The sequence below is a fragment of the Deltaproteobacteria bacterium genome (assembly GCA_016183175.1).
Classification (GTDB): Bacteria; UBA10199; UBA10199; order UBA10199; family SBBF01; genus JACPFC01.
The window spans coordinates 1-16,031 of the sequence record JACPFC010000117.1; the positions used below are offsets into that span (position 1 = coordinate 1).

The 16,031-nt window shown below is 56.4% G+C and carries 30 protein-coding genes and 1 pseudogene; all 31 read right to left on the minus strand.

Features of this window, described 5'->3' with window-relative positions; translation table 11 throughout:
* Nucleotides 1-628, minus strand: a 628-nt coding sequence (gene rplQ, locus HYU99_11085; GenBank protein MBI2340888.1) for a 50S ribosomal protein L17, incomplete at its 3' end; no start/stop codon positions are given.
* Between the two features lie 77 nt (nt 629-705).
* On the minus strand, nt 706-1,728 hold the full coding sequence (locus HYU99_11090) for a DNA-directed RNA polymerase subunit alpha (protein MBI2340889.1): 1,023 nt from the start codon (nt 1,726-1,728) through the stop codon (nt 706-708).
* A 109-nt stretch (nt 1,729-1,837) separates the two neighbouring features.
* On the minus strand, nt 1,838-2,467 hold the full coding sequence (gene rpsD, locus HYU99_11095) for a 30S ribosomal protein S4 (protein ID MBI2340890.1): 630 nt from the start codon (nt 2,465-2,467) through the stop codon (nt 1,838-1,840).
* The gene (gene rpsK / locus HYU99_11100; GenBank protein MBI2340891.1) at nt 2,467-2,919 is read right to left on the minus strand and encodes a 30S ribosomal protein S11; all 453 of its coding nucleotides are present in this window, start codon (nt 2,917-2,919) and stop codon (nt 2,467-2,469) included. The genes rpsD and rpsK overlap by 1 nt, the downstream gene beginning before the upstream one ends.
* An 11-nt stretch (nt 2,920-2,930) precedes the next feature.
* A complete protein-coding gene (gene rpsM / locus HYU99_11105) occupies nt 2,931-3,314 on the minus strand; it encodes a 30S ribosomal protein S13 (protein ID MBI2340892.1) in 384 nt (127 codons plus the stop codon).
* A gap of 71 nt (nt 3,315-3,385) precedes the next feature.
* Nucleotides 3,386-3,499, minus strand: a complete 114-nt coding sequence (gene rpmJ / locus HYU99_11110) for a 50S ribosomal protein L36 (protein MBI2340893.1) — start codon at nt 3,497-3,499, stop codon at nt 3,386-3,388.
* Nucleotides 3,500-3,504: 5 nt separating this feature from the next.
* Complete coding sequence (infA, locus tag HYU99_11115; GenBank protein MBI2340894.1) at nt 3,505-3,723, minus strand: translation initiation factor IF-1; 219 nt, start codon at nt 3,721-3,723, stop codon at nt 3,505-3,507.
* Nucleotides 3,724-4,470: a type I methionyl aminopeptidase gene (gene map / locus HYU99_11120; GenBank protein ID MBI2340895.1), complete on the minus strand. Its 747-nt coding sequence runs from the start codon at nt 4,468-4,470 to the stop codon at nt 3,724-3,726. It lies immediately after the preceding gene.
* Nucleotides 4,467-5,114 (minus strand): adenylate kinase, encoded by a 648-nt coding sequence (locus HYU99_11125; GenBank protein MBI2340896.1) that lies wholly within the window; start codon nt 5,112-5,114, stop codon nt 4,467-4,469. The genes map and HYU99_11125 overlap by 4 nt, the downstream gene beginning before the upstream one ends.
* 127 nt (nt 5,115-5,241) lie before the next feature.
* Nucleotides 5,242-6,479 (minus strand): annotated as a pseudogene (gene secY / locus HYU99_11130) (preprotein translocase subunit SecY).
* A gap of 79 nt (nt 6,480-6,558) precedes the next feature.
* Nucleotides 6,559-7,005, minus strand: coding sequence for a 50S ribosomal protein L15 (gene rplO, locus HYU99_11135; GenBank protein ID MBI2340897.1), 447 nt, complete (start codon nt 7,003-7,005; stop codon nt 6,559-6,561).
* A 4-nt stretch (nt 7,006-7,009) separates the two neighbouring features.
* Nucleotides 7,010-7,537, minus strand: a complete 528-nt coding sequence (gene rpsE / locus HYU99_11140) for a 30S ribosomal protein S5 (protein MBI2340898.1) — start codon at nt 7,535-7,537, stop codon at nt 7,010-7,012.
* Between the two features lie 86 nt (nt 7,538-7,623).
* Nucleotides 7,624-7,971: a 50S ribosomal protein L18 gene (locus HYU99_11145; protein ID MBI2340899.1), complete on the minus strand. Its 348-nt coding sequence runs from the start codon at nt 7,969-7,971 to the stop codon at nt 7,624-7,626.
* A 68-nt stretch (nt 7,972-8,039) separates the two neighbouring features.
* Nucleotides 8,040-8,618, minus strand: coding sequence for a 50S ribosomal protein L6 (gene rplF, locus HYU99_11150; protein ID MBI2340900.1), 579 nt, complete (start codon nt 8,616-8,618; stop codon nt 8,040-8,042).
* An 88-nt stretch (nt 8,619-8,706) separates the two neighbouring features.
* Nucleotides 8,707-9,099 (minus strand): 30S ribosomal protein S8, encoded by a 393-nt coding sequence (rpsH, locus tag HYU99_11155; protein ID MBI2340901.1) that lies wholly within the window; start codon nt 9,097-9,099, stop codon nt 8,707-8,709.
* Between the two features lie 4 nt (nt 9,100-9,103).
* On the minus strand, nt 9,104-9,289 hold the full coding sequence (locus HYU99_11160; protein ID MBI2340902.1) for a type Z 30S ribosomal protein S14: 186 nt from the start codon (nt 9,287-9,289) through the stop codon (nt 9,104-9,106).
* 7 nt (nt 9,290-9,296) lie between these two features.
* Nucleotides 9,297-9,833 carry a 50S ribosomal protein L5 gene (gene rplE / locus HYU99_11165; GenBank protein ID MBI2340903.1) on the minus strand — a complete coding sequence of 179 codons (537 nt, stop codon included), beginning with the start codon at nt 9,831-9,833 and terminating at the stop codon, nt 9,297-9,299.
* A gap of 4 nt (nt 9,834-9,837) precedes the next feature.
* Entirely contained in the window at nt 9,838-10,128 is a 291-nt protein-coding gene (locus HYU99_11170) for a 50S ribosomal protein L24 (protein MBI2340904.1), read from the minus strand.
* 29 nt (nt 10,129-10,157) lie between these two features.
* Nucleotides 10,158-10,526, minus strand: coding sequence for a 50S ribosomal protein L14 (rplN, locus tag HYU99_11175; GenBank protein MBI2340905.1), 369 nt, complete (start codon nt 10,524-10,526; stop codon nt 10,158-10,160).
* Nucleotides 10,523-10,777 carry a 30S ribosomal protein S17 gene (rpsQ, locus tag HYU99_11180; GenBank protein MBI2340906.1) on the minus strand — a complete coding sequence of 85 codons (255 nt, stop codon included), beginning with the start codon at nt 10,775-10,777 and terminating at the stop codon, nt 10,523-10,525. The genes rplN and rpsQ overlap by 4 nt, the downstream gene beginning before the upstream one ends.
* 69 nt (nt 10,778-10,846) lie before the next feature.
* A complete protein-coding gene (gene rpmC, locus HYU99_11185; protein ID MBI2340907.1) occupies nt 10,847-11,035 on the minus strand; it encodes a 50S ribosomal protein L29 in 189 nt (62 codons plus the stop codon).
* Nucleotides 11,022-11,447 (minus strand): 50S ribosomal protein L16, encoded by a 426-nt coding sequence (gene rplP, locus HYU99_11190; protein ID MBI2340908.1) that lies wholly within the window; start codon nt 11,445-11,447, stop codon nt 11,022-11,024. Before rplP ends, rpmC begins: the two co-directional genes overlap by 14 nt.
* 27 nt (nt 11,448-11,474) lie before the next feature.
* Complete coding sequence (gene rpsC, locus HYU99_11195) at nt 11,475-12,104, minus strand: 30S ribosomal protein S3 (protein MBI2340909.1); 630 nt, start codon at nt 12,102-12,104, stop codon at nt 11,475-11,477.
* Nucleotides 12,104-12,439 (minus strand): 50S ribosomal protein L22, encoded by a 336-nt coding sequence (rplV, locus tag HYU99_11200; protein ID MBI2340910.1) that lies wholly within the window; start codon nt 12,437-12,439, stop codon nt 12,104-12,106. The genes rpsC and rplV overlap by 1 nt, the downstream gene beginning before the upstream one ends.
* A 6-nt stretch (nt 12,440-12,445) precedes the next feature.
* Complete coding sequence (gene rpsS / locus HYU99_11205) at nt 12,446-12,802, minus strand: 30S ribosomal protein S19 (GenBank protein MBI2340911.1); 357 nt, start codon at nt 12,800-12,802, stop codon at nt 12,446-12,448.
* Between the two features lie 7 nt (nt 12,803-12,809).
* Nucleotides 12,810-13,634 carry a 50S ribosomal protein L2 gene (rplB, locus tag HYU99_11210; protein MBI2340912.1) on the minus strand — a complete coding sequence of 275 codons (825 nt, stop codon included), beginning with the start codon at nt 13,632-13,634 and terminating at the stop codon, nt 12,810-12,812.
* A 68-nt stretch (nt 13,635-13,702) separates the two neighbouring features.
* Nucleotides 13,703-13,990: a 50S ribosomal protein L23 gene (locus HYU99_11215; GenBank protein ID MBI2340913.1), complete on the minus strand. Its 288-nt coding sequence runs from the start codon at nt 13,988-13,990 to the stop codon at nt 13,703-13,705.
* The gene (rplD, locus tag HYU99_11220) at nt 13,990-14,613 is read right to left on the minus strand and encodes a 50S ribosomal protein L4 (GenBank protein ID MBI2340914.1); all 624 of its coding nucleotides are present in this window, start codon (nt 14,611-14,613) and stop codon (nt 13,990-13,992) included. Before rplD ends, HYU99_11215 begins: the two co-directional genes overlap by 1 nt.
* A 5-nt stretch (nt 14,614-14,618) precedes the next feature.
* The gene (gene rplC / locus HYU99_11225) at nt 14,619-15,314 is read right to left on the minus strand and encodes a 50S ribosomal protein L3 (protein ID MBI2340915.1); all 696 of its coding nucleotides are present in this window, start codon (nt 15,312-15,314) and stop codon (nt 14,619-14,621) included.
* A gap of 115 nt (nt 15,315-15,429) precedes the next feature.
* Nucleotides 15,430-15,750 (minus strand): 30S ribosomal protein S10, encoded by a 321-nt coding sequence (rpsJ, locus tag HYU99_11230; GenBank protein ID MBI2340916.1) that lies wholly within the window; start codon nt 15,748-15,750, stop codon nt 15,430-15,432.
* 79 nt (nt 15,751-15,829) lie between these two features.
* Nucleotides 15,830-16,031, minus strand: a 202-nt coding sequence (gene tuf, locus HYU99_11235; GenBank protein ID MBI2340917.1) for an elongation factor Tu, incomplete at its 5' end; no start/stop codon positions are given.

Here is a 16,031-nt window from a genome sequence, read left to right on the forward strand (position 1 = left end):
ACTTTGATTTCTTCCTTGCCTCTTTTTTGGCCGCCTTTTTTTCTTCCTTCTTTTTGGCCTTCTCTTCTTTCCTTTTGGCTTTTTCTTCCTTCTTTTTCGCTTTCAAGGCCTCCTTTTCGGTTTTCTTGTCGGCCTTGACCTCCGCTCTTTTGGACTCTTTCTTTTCCGCTTTGGGCGCCGGCCCCTTGGGGGATTTTTTGACGGCGGCTTGCCGCGTGGCGGGTTTTTTCTCCCCTTTCCTGGCTTGGGGCGCCTCTGCCTGCGCGGCCCCTTCGCCGGGGAGATATTCAATGAGCGCCATGGGGGCGGAATCGCCGGCCCGTTCCCCCAGATGAAGAACGCGGGTGTAGCCGCCGTTCCGTTCTTTAAAGCGGAGGGCCAGATCAGAAAATATTTTGTCGACCACCAGGGGGGATCGGATAAAGGAAAGCGCTTGACGGCGCGCATGGAGGTCGCCCCGCTTCCCGAGTGTGATCATATGATCCGCGATCGAGCGAAGTTCCTTGGCCTTGTGCAAAGTGGTTTCGATCCGCTCGTGTGTCACCAACGAGGTGGCCATGTTGCGAAACATGGCCCACCGGTGGCTCGATGTTTTTCCCAGTTTTCGACCCGCGACTTGATGCCTCATATAATACAGGGTCTAGGGCTTAGGGCCTAGGGTAACCACTGTTTTTACCCTGGACCCCAGTGGCTAAACCCTAACCCCTAGATCACCTCTTCCATCTGTGTCGTCTGCTCATCCGCGGGGGGCTCCCATCCCTCGATTTTCATGCCCAGCGAGAGCCCCATCTCGGCCAGAATTTCCTTGATTTCGTTCAACGACTTGCGCCCGAAATTCTTGGTCTTCAACATCTCGGATTCGGATTTCTGCACCAGCTCGCCGATGTACTTGATGTTTGCGTTTTGCAGGCAGTTGGCCGAACGGACCGAGAGTTCCAGTTCCTCCACCCGCCGGTTCAGGTTTTCGTTCGTCCTCGTTGTTTCCTTCGGCTCTTCGATGATATCCGGCTCCAGCCCCTCTTCAAAATTGATAAAAACCTGAAGCTGGTCTTTGAGAATTTTGGCCGAAAAGGCGACCGCATCCTCCGGCAGGACTGAACCGTTGGTCCAAACCTCGAGCGTCAAGCGGTCGTAGTCGGTGGCCTGGCCGACACGGGCGTTGGTGACGGTGTAATTGACCCGTCCGATCGGTGAAAATTTGGAGTCGACAAAAATGGTCCCCACCGGCGCATCCGGGTTTTTGTGCTGTTCCGCGAGTTCGTACCCCTTGCCTATCTTCACCGCCATTTCCATGGAAAGCTTGCCGTCCTCCCCCAGCACGGCGATGGGGTGATCGGGGTTTAAAATCTCGACATGCCCCCCCGTTTCGATCTCCTTGGCGGTAATGAGTCCGGGGCGCGAGGCCTTGAGGCTCATTACGGCCGATTCTCCGGTCAGGAGCTTGAGCTTCAGCTCCTTTAAATTCAGGATGATGTTGGTCACATCCTCCTTCACCCCCGGAATGGTGGAAAATTCGTGAAGGACGCCATCCATTTTAACCGAGATGATCGAGGCCCCCTGAAGGGACGAAAGGAGAATTCTCCGAAGCGCATTCCCCAGGGTCAACCCGAATCCCCGCTCCAGGGGCCTCGCGATAAATCGGCCGTAAACCGCCGAATGGGTTTCGGGCTCGATCTCGAGAAATTTGGGCTTGATGAGATTCCGCCAGTTTTTATAGATAAGGGTCATGTTGCCTCCGCATATGTTAATTTCGCGTTGAAATAAGTTTCTTTTTTGCTTCTACAAGCTCCGCTCCCAGGCCGCTTCATCCGCCACTGGCGGCGCGGCCCGGGAACCCTCATTTTGAATAATATTCCACAATCAAATGTTCATCGATCGGCATGGTGATCTGCTCGCGCGCGGGGAGCATGCGCACCTTCGCCTCGAATTTTGGCCTATCGACCTCCAGCCATTCCGGAATGCCTCTACGCTCGCTGGCCTCCAGCGCCCCGACAATCCGGGCCATCCGGCGGCTTTTTTCCTTCACGGCCACCACATCTCCCGCCTTGAGCGTCGCGGAGGGAATCGTCACCTTTTTATTGTTCACCAGAAAATGGCTTTGCGTGATCAGCATGCGCGCCTCGTTTCTCGAATTGGCAAAACCCATCCGGTAGACCATGTTGTCGAGGCGGGCCTCGAGGATTTTGATGAGGTTGTCGCCCGTGACCCCCTTCATCCGCTCGGCGCCGGCAAAGGTCTTGGCAAACTGCCGCTCCAGCAGGCCGTAAATCTGGCGCACCTTCTGCTTTTCGCGCAGTTGCACGCCGAATTCCGAACGCTTGGTCCTGCGCCCCTGCCCATGCTGGCCGGGGCCGTATTCGCGGCGCTCGATGGCGCATTTGTCGGAATAACAACGGTCCCCCTTGAGGAACAGTTTGAGGCCTTCACGCCGACAGAGGCGACAAACAGATTGTATATAACGAGCCATTACACTCTCCTCCTCTTCGGCGGGCGGCACCCGTTGTGCGGAATGGGGGTGACATCCTCGATCCTTGTCACCCGGATTCCGGCCGACGACATGGCCCTTAAGGCCGCCTCGCGCCCCCCGCCCGGCCCCTTCACATAGGCGACCGCCGTCCTTAACCCGTGCTCCATCGCGCGTCTGGCGGCCTCCTCCGCCGCCAGCTGGGCCGCAAAAGGGGTGGATTTGCGGGAACCCTTGAAGCCCTTGCTCCCCGCCGAGGCCCACGAAAGGGTGTTGCCGCGGGGATCGGTGATGGTGATAATGGTGTTGTTGAAGGTGGCATGAACATGAATGATCCCCTGGCTGACGTTCTTGTGCACCTTCTTTTTCTTTTTATAGGCCGGCTTTTTGACCGCCGCTTCCTTGACAACCGGTTCAGCGCTGATGGTCGGCAGACCTTGTTTATCTTTTGCCATTTTATTCACCCTTATTTCGACGTCGGCGCCCTCTTCTTGCCGGCCACCGTTTTTCTCGGCCCCTTGCGCGTCCGCGAGTTGGTTTTTGTCCTCTGACCCCTGACCGGCAGGCTCTTTTTGTGTCGGAGACCCCGGTAACAGCCGATGTCCATCAGCCGCTTGATGTTCATCGAAACGAGGCGGCGCAGATTCCCCTCAACCTGATGGTTGGCGTCGATGACGGAGCGGATTTTGGCCAGTTCGTCATCGGTCAACTTTTCGGCGCGCGTATCGAGCCCCACCCCCGCCTTTTCCAGCACGTCGCGCGACCGCGGCAGGCCGATTCCATAGACGTAGGTGAGGGCCACCTCGATGCGCTTTTTTCCCGGTATGTCCACCCCTGCTATTCTTGGCATTTTAACTACGGTTGATGGTTGATAGTTGATGGTTAATGGCAAAAAACCATTCACCATTCACCATTCACCATTCACCCCTGTTTTTGCTTATGTTTCTTATTCACGCAAATGACCCGCACAATCCCCTTCCGGCGAATCAGTTTGCATTTGTCACAAATTTTTCTCACCGACGATCTGACTTTCATAATAATTACTTTGCCCGATACGTAATTCGCCCCCGGTTCAAATCGTAGGGGGACAGTTCCACTTTCACCTTATCCCCCGGGAGTATCTTGATAAAATGCATCCTCATCTTTCCGGAGATATGGGCCAGGACGCGATGGCCGTTTTCGAGCTCCACCCGAAACATGGCGTTCGGGAGCGGCTCGACAACCTTTCCTTCCACCTCAATCGCGTCTTCTTTGGGCATTTAAATCCTCGTCAGCACCCTCGGCCCATCCGCCGTACAGGCCACCGTCTGTTCAAAATGGGCCGACCATTTTCGGTCCTTTGTCACAACGGTCCACCCATCGGATAAAACCTCCACTTCATGAGAACCGGCATTGATCATCGGCTCAACGGCCAAAACCACCCCCTCATGAAGGCGCTCTCCCGTTCCCGGTTTGCCAAAATTGGGAACCTGCGGCTCTTCATGCATGTTTCGTCCGATGCCGTGCCCCACAAAATCACGGACCACCGAAAAACCTTCCGCCTCGGCATGGGACTGCACCGCATGACCGACGTCCCCCACCCTTTTTCCGGGCCGGACCATTTCGACTCCCCTTTGCAGAGCCTCGCGCGTCACCTGGACCAACCTCGCAGTCTCCGGAGAAATTTTTCCCACCGGAACCGTCAGGGCTGAATCGCCGACAAAACCGTCGAGGGTCACCGCCAGGTCGAGGCCGATGATATCCCCCTCTTTCAGCCGCCGCCGGCCCGGGATGCCATGCACCACCTCCTCATTCACCGAGGCGCAGAGCGCCTTGGGATAGCCGCGGTATCCGATGAACGTGGGAATTCCCCCGAGCCTCCGAATCAGTTCATCGGCCATCCGGTTCAAGTCATCGGTCGTGATGCCGGGCGCGCAGGCCTCCTTCAATTTTAAAAGAACCTCAACGACGATCCGCGAGGCCCTTTCCATCTTTTGGATCTCGTCGTTCGATTTCAGAATAATCATGCAACCTTTAAAGCGCCCAAGAGCCTCTTGAAAATCTCCCCCGGGGAGCCGGTTCCCGCCACTTCCTTCAAGACCCCTTCCTTCCGGTAATAATCGACAAGCGGCCTCGTTTCCGTCTGATAAACATTCAATCGCCTGCGGATCGTCTCCTCCTTGTCGTCATCGCGCTGGATGACCTCACCGCCACATTTGTCGCAAATGCCCGCTTTTGCAGGGGGCGAATACGCGATATGATAGCCAGCAAAGCAACGGGTACAAACCCTGCGGCCGGTCAGCCGGGTGACAAGCTCCGCATCCGCCACCGTAAAATTCAGGACCGCGTCGATCTGCCTGTCCTTTTTTGCGAAGAGCCCTTTTAGCGCCTCCGCCTGCGCCACCGTCCGCGGAAATCCGTCGAGAATGCAACCGTTTTTGCAATCGGGCTGAACCAACCTTTCCTCGATGATGCCAATGACCACCTCGTCCGGCGCCAGCTTGCCCGCTGTCATATAACTTTCGGCCTTCAATCCCAAAGGGGTCCGGTTTTTTCGCGCCTCGCGCAGAATATCGCCGGTTGAAACCTGCGGAATCCTCAAATGCTCCTTGAGCATTTGCGACTGCGTCCCTTTTCCCGCCCCCGGCGGCCCCAATAAAATCAAGTTCAAATGACAAAGTTCAAAGTTCAAAGTTCAAAAAAATTTCAAAAATCAAATGTCAAATTTGACATTGTCGTTTTGAACTTCCTTTGACATTTGAACTTTGACATTTCGAATTTCCCACCATTTCCCTCAATTAGAACCGACGCCCTTTAAATTTCCCCCCCTTGCCACCCAAAAATCCCTCGTAGCTCCTCGTCAGGAGGTGCGCCTCAATCTGCGCCACGGTGTCCATCGCCACCCCCACCACGATCAGGAGGCCGCCGGCCGCGCGCTCGACGATCGGGATGAACGGACGGTACCGCTTGAAGAGCCGTCGATAAAATCGGAGGTCGCCTTTCCGGGGCGGATGCCGGGAACATATCCCCCGTGCTTCTGCAGATTCTCCGAGACATCCAGCGGATTGAACGTCACCGCCGTGTAAAAATAACAGAAAAAAATAATCAACCCGACATAGAGCATATCGTGAAACCATCCCGTGGCCAGTTGAGCCGCCATCTGTTGCATAAAATCGTTCTTCCAAAACTGCGCCATCGTCGCCGGAAACAGAATGAGCGACGAAGCGAAAATCGGCGGGATCACCCCCGCCATGTTGAGCTTGAGCGGCAGGTGCGTGCTCTGCCCCCCGTAAAGTTTGCGCCCGATGACCCGTTTGGCATACTGGATCGGGATCCTTCGCTGGCTCCGTTCGAAAAAGATAATCGCCGAAATGACGGCGAACATGAAAATCAGCAGGATCAAAAAACCCAGAAAGCCGCCGAACTGCTCCTTCGTGCCCCAGGCGTCGCGAAAACCCCCCGGCATGCCGGTCACGATCCCGGCGAAAATAACGAGTGAAATCCCGTTTCCGATCCCCCGCTCCGAGATCTGTTCGCCCAACCACATGATGAAGGCGGTGCCGGCGGCGAGCGTGACCATCGTCCCCATGTAGAAACCGATGCCGCCGGACCCCGGAAGGACCACCCCCTGGCTTGCCAGGCCGTAGCTGATGCCGAACCCCTGAATGAGCGAAAGACCCACCGTCCCGTAGCGGGTGTACTGGGTGATTTTTTTCCGCCCAAACTCCCCCTCCTTCGAAAGCTTTTGCAGGGTCGGAATCGACACCGTCAGCAGTTGAAGGATGATGGAGGCGCTGATGTAGGGCATGATCCCCAGCGCGAAAACGGAGAACTGCTCCAGCGCCCCGCCGGAAAAGAGATTAAAAATGTCAAAGACCGTCCCCTTGGCGAAAATCTGTTTCAACGCCTCGACGTCAATGCCGGGGGTCGGAACAAAAACCCCAAGCCGGTAAATCCCGAGCATGATCACGGTGAAAATAATCCGCTTCCGCAACTCGGGAATTTTGGCGATTCCCCCGATTCCCCCTTCAGCCATTTAACTACCGTGCCCGAGTACCCGAGTGCCCACGTGCCCGTGTTTACGCGGGCACCCGGGCACATAGGCACTAGGCACGTCACTCAATAATCGCCGTTACCACCGCCTGCCCCCCCGCCTTCTCGATTTTCTGCCTCGCTGTTTGCGAAAAACGGTCCGCCTTGACGGTGAGCGGGTGGCCGATTTCGCCGCCGCCCAGTATTTTTATTCCGTCGAGAATCTTGCGAACCAGCCCCGCTTCTTCCAGAACCGCCTGCGTCACTTCCGAATTGGCCTGAAACCGGGCCAGATCGCCGACATTGACCACGGCAAATTCACGCCGCGTAAACGAGAAAAAACCTCTCTTGGGGATCCGCCTCTGCAGAGGCATTTGCCCCCCCTCGAACCCTTTTTTGTGAAATCCGCCGGCCCGGGCCTTTTGCCCCTTGTTGCCCCGTCCGGACGTTTTTCCCCAACCGGAAGATTCACCGCGACCGACCCGTTTTTTTCCCTTAACGGCCCCTTTGGGGGGACGGAGTTCGTTCAAGAATTCAGGCACGGGCCGCCTCCCCTTCCACAACCGTCATCGAAGGCCCTTTTCCTCCCTTTGCCCCGGGAGGGACAAGCAATCCCAAAAGCCCGTCGAGGGTCGCCTTCACGACATTGTGCGGATTGCTGGTTCCGATGCACTTGGAGAGAATGTTGTGGATTCCCGCCGATTCCACGACGGCGCGGACCACCCCGCCGGCAATGACCCCCGTGCCGGGACCGGCCGCCCGCAGGAGAACCCGCGCCGATCCAAAACGGCCGATGATATCATGCGGGATAGTCCCGTTGATGACGGGCACATCCATCATGTGCTTGCGCGCCTGACCGGTGGCCTTTTTGATGGCATCGGGAACCTCGGCCGCCTTCCCAAGCCCAAACCCCACCCTCCCCCTCCCGTCACCCACAACGACGAGGGCCGAAAAGCTGAAACGGCGCCCCCCTTTCACCACCTTGGCGACTCTGCTGATGTGGACAACGCGGTCGATAAGACCGCCGTCCTGGCCACTTTCTTTTTCCAATTCTTGAGCCATAACTTCCGTTCGTGTCCGAGTGCCTGTGTGCCCGAGTGCCCGTGTTCACGCGGGCACGCGGGTACCCGGGCACCCCGGCACGCATTTTAAAATTTAAGTCCCTCTTTTCGCGCCCCATCGGATAAGGCTTTTACCGCTCCATGATAGAGAAAACCGTTCCGGTCGAAGGCCGCCTTTTCAACCTTCATCTGTTTGGCCTTTTGGGCGATTGCGGCCCCAACCAGCTCTGCCGCCTTGCGGTTGCCCGACTTAAACCCCAGTTTGAGCGAGTTGGCCTCCGCCAGCGTTTTGGTGTTCAGGTCGTCGATTAATTGCGCGTAGACATGACGAAGGCTCCGGTAAACCGAAAGGCGCGGTTTTTCCGGGGTTCCGAAAATATTTTTCCGAATCCGTCTCTTGCGTCGAAGACGCTGTTTTAATTTCGAAAAAGACATTAACTTCCGTGTTGTGCCCGAGTGCCCGTGTTTACGCGGGAACCCAGGCACCCAGGCACGCATTCATTTTATTTCGCCGCCTTGCCTGCGCCACCTGTGGCTCCGGTGGCGCCGGCGGCGGCCTTGCCGACCTTGCGCTGGATCAACTCGCCGGCATATTTGATCCCTTTCCCCTTATAGGGCTCCGGCGGACGAAGCCCCCGGATATGGGCCGCCGTCTCCCCCACCAGCGCCTTGCTGGCCCCGGTAAGGGTCAGTTTGGTCTGCTTCTCGACAGCCACCTTTAACCCGGCGGGAATTGGAAATTCCACCGGATGCGAAAAACCGAGCGCCATCGTGAGGGAGTTCCCTTTTATCTCGGCCCGGTAGCCGATTCCCTGTATTTCAAGTTCCCTCTTGAAACCCTGCGAGACCCCCGTTACCATGTTGGAAACCAGAGAACGAAAAAGGCCGTGCGCCTGCCGCGCCTCCCGCGAATCGTCCACCCGTTTGACGCGAATCTCTTTGGCGTCGGCCTCGACGGTGACATGCGGATTCACCGCCGCCTCCTCTTTCCCCTGCGGCCCCTCGACATGCAGAACGCCCCCATCGATGCGCGCCTTCACTTTATCGGGAAGCACCACCGGTTTTTTACCTGTCTTAGACATAACTTCCGTTCGTGTCCGAGTGCCTGTGTGCCCGGGTTCCCGTGTAAACACGGGCCCGCAGGCACCCGGGCACCCAAGCACGCATTTCTTACCAAACCTGACACAAAACTTCGCCGCCGACCTTTTCCTTTCGGGCCTGGCGATCGGTCAAAATTCCCTTTGGGGTGGATAGAATGATCACCCCCATGCCGCGCAGAAACGGCTTGATTTCTTTATGGCCGCGGTAGACCCGCCGGCCGGGCCGGCTCACGCGGGTCAGTTCGCGAATCACCGATTCCCGGTCGGGCCCGTATTTCAGGAACACGGTCAGACGATCCTGCGGTTTCTCCTCCACGCGGACGTAACCGGAGATATAGCCGGTCTCTTTCAGAAGCTTGAGCAGTTGTTCCTTCATCATGGATGCCGGAATGGAAACCGACTCATGACGGGCATGGAGGCCGTTTCGGATACGCGTTAACAAATCGGCTATCGGATCAGTCATAATTTTACCAGCTCGCTTTCGTCACGCCGGGAATCTCCCCCTTCAGGGCCAGTTTGCGAAAACAGAGCCGACACATGTTGAAGCGCCGCATATAGGCCCTGGCCCGGCCGCACAATGGGCAACGGTTATATCTCCGCGCCCTGAATTTCGGCTTCCTCGTTGCCTTGACCATTAACGACGTCTTCGCCATTTTAACCTCAATTATTCCTCAACGGAAAACCGAGCGCCCGAAGGAGTTTTTCCCCCTCCGCGTCGTTTTTTGCCGTGGTGACAATGGTCACATTCATCCCCCATGTCTTTTCGGATCTCTCGTGGGAGATTTCCGGAAAAATAATCTGCTCGGTAACGCCCATTGTGTAGTTTCCCCGCCCGTCAAAACCCTTTCGGGACAGCCCCTTGAAGTCGCGGGTGCGGGGGAGCGCCACATTTACCAGACGGTTGAAAAATTCATACATTCTTTTCTTCCGGAGGGTCACCATCGCGCCGATGGGGAGGCCGGCCCGCAGTTTGAAGGCCGAGATGGCCTTTTTGGCCCTTCGGATGGAGGCCTTCTGCCCCGTAATCTGCGCCAGTTCCCCTGCCGCCGCCTCCAGGACCTTCACGTTTTGCACCGCCTCCGCGAGACAGGTGTTTACCGTAATTTTGGACAACCGGGGAATCGTCATGATATTGTCCCGCCCCAATTCCGCTTTGAGCTTTGGCACCACCTCTTTTTTATAAAATGTCTCCAACATATCTTTATCCTTTATCCAAAACCTCGCCGCATTTCCGGCAGATGCGGACCTTTTTTCCGTCCTTTAAAAATTTGACCCCCAGCCGCGCCGGTTTGGCGCACTTGGGGCAATAGAACATGAGGTTCGAGAGGTGAAGGCTCGCCTCTTTTTCCATGATCCCCCCCTGCTGATTGGCCTTTGTCGGCTTCGCATGGCGCTTGACGAGGTTGACCTTTTCCACCAGGGCGCGGTCGCGGTCCACCAGAATTTTCAGGATTTTGCCGGTCTTCCCCTTTTCCTTCCCGGCAATCACCATCACGGTGTCGTCTTTGCGCAATGATAAAGTCACAGCACCTCCGGGGCGAGAGAAATAATCTTCATGAATTTTTTTGCCCGCAGTTCGCGCGCCACCGGGCCGAAAATACGGGTGCCGACCGGCTCGCCCGCCTGATCGATGAGCACAGCGGAATTCTCGTCGAAACGGATATAGGTTCCATCCGGGCGACGGAGCTCCTTTTTGGTGCGGACAATCACCCCTTTTTTGACATCCCCCTTTTTCACCTTCGCGTTGGGAAGCGCCTCTTTCACCGCCACGACAATGATATCCCCGATGGTGGCATATCTCCGCCGGCTTCCCCCCAGCACCTTGATGCAAAAGAGTTTCTTCGCACCCGAATTATCGGCGGAGTTCAATACGGTTGTCATTTGAATCATACAGCCATTCCCTTCTCCAGCACCTGTTGCACTTTCCAGCGCTTCTCGCGGCTTATCGGGCGGCATTCACAAATCAGCACCCTGTCCCCGACGCCACATTCCCCCTTTTCGTCGTGTGCCTTGAACTTTTTCCGCTTCAGAAAAAATTTCTTGAAAAAAGGGTGCTGGATCCGGCGGGCCACCTCGACCACCACCGTCTTTTGCATCTTGTTTGACAAAACCACGCCGACTTTTTTCTTTTTCAATGTCATAACTACCGTGCCCGAGTGCCCGAGTGCCCGTGTTTACACGGGAACCCGGGCACCCAGGCACCCGGACACTTACTCGACTTTTTCCCTCTCGATCGTAAACAGCCGCGCCAAATCGCGGCGGATTTCGCGCAGACGGTGCGCCTTCTCCAACTGTCCCGTGACCTTTTTTATCTTCAGAAAAAAAAGCTCCTCCTTAAGCTGGGAGGTGAGCTTCTTCCGCTCGGTTTCGGTTTTTTCACGAATTTCACCGGGCGTCACGGTAGTTGGTCCTTTCGACAATCTTGGTCTTGAGACCCAGTTTATGGGCCGCAAGCAAAAGCGCTTCCCGAGCGACCTCCGGGGTCACCCCTTCCATTTCAAACAGCATCCGGCCGGCCTGAACCGGCGCCACCCAGTCCTCCGGAGACCCTTTTCCTTTCCCCATCCGCGTCTCCAGCGGCTTTTTGGTGAGCGGCTTGTCGGGAAAAATCCGGATCCACACCTTCCCCCCCCGCTTGATGAAACGGGTCATGGCGATTCGCCCCGCCTCGATCTGCCGCGTCCGGATCCAGCCGGACTCCAACACCTGAAGGCCATAGTCGCCGAACGAAAGATTGATCCCGCGGCAGGCCCGGCCCCGAACCCGCCCCTTCTGCATCTTCCGGTACTTCACTTTTTTGGGCATCAACATATATAGGTCCTATAGGTCCTATAGGACCTATTGAATAACCACGTCCCCCCGGTAAATCCAGACCTTCACGCCGATCAATCCGTACGTCGTATGCGCCTCCGCCAGGCCGTAATCGATGTCGGAGCGCAGGGTGTGCAACGGGACCCGTCCTTCGCGATACCATTCGGTCCGGGCGATTTCGTTCCCCGCCAGCCGTCCGGCCGACATCACCTTGATCCCCTTGGCGCCGAATTTCTGCGCCGTCTGCACCGCCTTTTTCATCGCCCTGCGGTAGGCCACCCGGCGCTCCAGTTGAAGCGCGATATTTTCGGCCACGAGTTGCGCGTCGGTTTCGGCCTTGCGGACTTCCTGAATATTCAAAAAGACATCGTTCTTCGTCCGGTTCTGCAGATCGGCCTTCAGGGCATCGATGCCGCTCCCCTTTTTGCCGATAACCAGCCCCGGCCGCGAGGTGTGAATGTTGATTTTCACCTTCGAGGCGGCCCGCTCGATTTCAATCTTGGAGACCCCCATGGAGGCAAGGCGCTCCTTGATCATCTTCCGGAATGCGATGTCCTCGTGTAGCCACCGGGCGTAATCCTTTTTGGAATACCAGCGCGAAAGCCACGGCCGTATCACGCCGATTCTGAAACCGATTGGATGCGTTTTTTGGCCCATTACATTTTCTCCCCCAATACCACCGTCATGTGAGACATTTTTTTTAAAATCCGCGAGGCCGAACCGCGGGCCCGGGGCATGAAACGCTTCATGACCGGCCCCTGATTGACCTGAATGCCCTTCACCACGAGGCCCTCGAGATTGATCCCCCCTTTTTGGCCGGCATTGGCCAAGGCCGAGCGAATCAGTTTTCCCACATTGGCCGCCTGCGGCTGTTTCTGAAATTTCAGGAGGTCCAACGCTCCGGAAACCGGCTTTCCGCGCACCAGATCGACAAGCCGTCTCAACTTACGGGGCCCCACGCGCATGTACTTGAATGTGGCTGTAACTTCCATAGCTTTTTACTTCGCCGGCGCCGCCGGCGCAGGCGCGGCCGCAGGCGCGGCCCCCGGCGCCGATACCGGCGCCGGCCCCCCCGTCTCTTCGGGTTTCACCTTCCGGTCGCCCGAATGCATGGTGAAGGTGCGGGTGGGTGAAAATTCCCCCAGCTTGTGCCCCACCATGTTTTCGGTGACAAACACCGGAATAAACTTTCGCCCGTTGTGAACGGCCAGAGTCAGACCGACAAAATCGGGGGTGATCGTCGAGCGGCGCGACCAAGTCTTGATCACCTTCTTTGTCCCCGACCTGATGATCTCGTCCACTTTTTTCTTTAAATGGTCATCGACAAACGGGCCTTTTTTAATCGACCTTGGCATGTGTCTCCTATTTTGCTCTTCTGTCCGCCACAATATACTTCTGCGTCAGCTTGTTCTTTCGCGTCTTGAACCCTTTTGTCGGCTTGCCCCACGGCGTGACCGGGTGCCTGCCGCCGTGATCCCTGCCGTGGCCTCCCCCGTGCGGATGATCGACGGGGTTCATCACCGTTCCGCGGTTATGCGGACGCCTCCCCAGCCACCGAATCCGCCCCGCTTTTCCAAAAGAGATATTTTCGTGATCCGGATTCCCCACCTGCCCAATTGTCGCCCGGCAATTGATATCCACCAGCCGCACCTCTCCCGAGGGGAGCTTTACCTGGGCATAGCCTTCCTCCTTCGCCATTACCTGCGCCAGCGTGCCGGCGCTCCGGACCATCTGCCCCCCGCCCCCCGGCTTGAGTTCAACATTATAGATGCCGGTTCCGGCCGGGATATGCTTGATCAAAAGGGCATTACCGGGATTGATGTCCCCTTCCTTGTCGGAAGAAACCACCCGGCTTCCCACCTGAATCCCGGTTGGCGCCACGATGTAGCGCTTCTCGCCGTCGGCGTAATGGAGGAGGGCGAGCCGCGCCGAACGGTTGGGGTCGTATTCGATGGCCGCCACAAGCGCCGGGACATCGAGTTTGTTGCGCGCGAAGTCGACAATCCGGTAGCGGCGTTTGTGCCCCCCTCCGAGAAAGCGGGAGGTGATGCGCCCGTTGTTGTTCCGGCCGGCCCGGCGGCAAAGCGATTCCAACAGCGTTTTTTCCGGCTCCCGTTTGGTGATATCGGAAAAATCGTCGGTCGTTCTGAACCGGATCCCTGCGCTGGTTGGACGATACTGCTTCATAAAACAATTCCAAATTTCAAATTTCAAATGTCAAATTTGACATTTGAACTTTGACATTTGACATTTTTCTAGACTCCTTCAAACAATTCAATCTTCTCCCCCTCTTTGATTCTCACCAAAGCCTTTTTCCAGTTGGACTTCCGCCCACTGCTCCGGCCGACTCTTTTGGTCTTCCCGCGCATGACCGCGGTTTTCACGTCGAGCACATGAACCTTAAAAAGCTTCTCCACGGTCGAACGGACCAGAGGCTTATCCGCCCCAAGATCCACCACAAAGGCATACCGGTTTCCTTCCTCCTTGAGGCCCAGGGCCTTTTCCGTCACCAACGGTTTTTTTATGACCTGATATAAGTCCATTACGACAAATACCTCTTCTGCACCGAATCAAACGAGGCCCTGGTAAAGATCACTTTTGGATAAGAAAGCAAATCCAGCAGGTTGATTTGATCGGTCAGAATTGTTTTGAATCCTTTCAGGTTGCGCACCGACTTTTGAACAAACTCCTGCGGGGCCTCCAGAACGATCAGGCCCCCCTGCACATCGAGCCCCGAAAGAAATTTGAGGGCCTCTTTCGTTTTTATCTGTTTGAGCGGAAATCCGTCCAGCACCGTCACGCGCGATTCCTTCAACCTCTGCCTTAACGCCTCGCGAAGGGCGAGCCTTCTTACTTTTTTGGGGAGGCCAAGCGTGTAATCGCGCGGCTTGGGGCCGAATACCCGCCCTCCCCCCACAAACGGGGAGCTCTTTCGGGAGCTGTGACGGGCGTTGCCGGTTCCCTTTTGCCGATAGACCTTCTTCGTGGTGAAAAGGACCTCGGAACGGGTCTTGGTACGGACCGTTCCGTGATGCCTCCCGCTTAAAGCCCATTTCACCGCCTGATACAAGACCGCCTTGTTCACCTTTGCGGCCAAAAGGGGGTCCGCCAGTTCCACCGAACCGACCTTCTTTTTGTTTTCACCAATGATATCAAGCGTGGACATATTATTTATTTCTTTTCCTTGGCTTCATTCTTTTTGGCCGGTTCCGCATCCTCCTTTTGCCGGCGTTTTTCAAAACTTTCGTCCTTGGGATAAATTGTCACCATCGAATGATTCGCCCCCGGCACCGCCCCCTTCACCAAAAGAAGATTCTTGTCCGCCTCGATGCCCACAATGGTCAGATTCTTCATGGTGACATTCTTGTTTCCCATCTGTCCGGCCATCCGCTTCCCCTTGAAAACTTTTCCCGGATAGGTGCGCTGGCCGATGGAGCCGGCGGAGCGGTGGCTGACGGAACAGCCGTGCGAGGCCATGCCTCCGGAAAAATGATGGCGCTTCATCACCCCCTGAAATCCTTTTCCCTTCGAACGGCCCGCCACATCGATCCGGTCCCCCACCTGAAACTGGCCGACCGAAAGGACATCCCCCGGCTTGTAAAAATCGAGGTGCATGGTTTTGAGTTCCTGCAAATACCGGAAAATCTTTTGCCCCGCCTTTTTGAAGTGGCCCGCGTACGGCCGGGTCACCTGTACCGAAGGTTTTTCGCGGTAGCCGAGCTGGACCGCCGCATATCCCTCCTTTTCCGGCGTCCGCTTGAAGACAACGGTGCAGGGACCCGCCTCCAGGACGGTCACCGGCACCCAGCTTCCGTCCGGGGTAAATATCTGCGTCATTCCCAGTTTTTCACCGATGAGTCCGGGCATTATATTTGGGGCCCCTTCGGCCCGTTTGTTGCTACTCGCATTATGTATTTCGGGCCTCAGATGGCCCCAAACCCCGCGCTCGCAACTGGCAAAGCCAGATTGCTCGCTTATCCCTTTAAACCATTTTGATTTCCACATCCACCCCCGCCGACAGATCGAGCTTCATCAACGCATCAATCGTCTGCTGGGTCGGCTCGAGGATGTCGAGCAGACGCTTGTGCGTCCTGATTTCGAACTGCTCCCGCGATTTTTTATCGACATGCGGCGACCGGAGAACCGTATAGCGCTCAATTTTGGTCGGAAGCGGGATGGGGCCCGAAAGCCGCGCCCCCGTCCTTCTCGCCGTATCCACGATCTCGGTTGTGGATTGATCGAGTAGTTTGTGGTCGAAACCCTTTAACCGTATCCGAACTTTTTGTCCTTTGTATTCGGCCATTAACTACTGTTCCTGAGTGCTCGAGTGCTCGAGTTCCCGCGTAAACACGGGCACCCTGGCACCCAGGCACTCGGGCACATCATTCAATAATCGCCGTGACCACCCCCGCACCCACCGTCCGGCCCCCTTCGCGAATGGCAAACCGGAGTTCTTTCTCCATCGCAATCGGCGTGATCAACTCCACCTCCAAACCAATATTGTCCCCAGGCATCACCATCTCCACCTTCTCCGGAAGTTTGACGGTGCCCGTCACATCCGTCGTCCGAAAATAAAACTGCGGA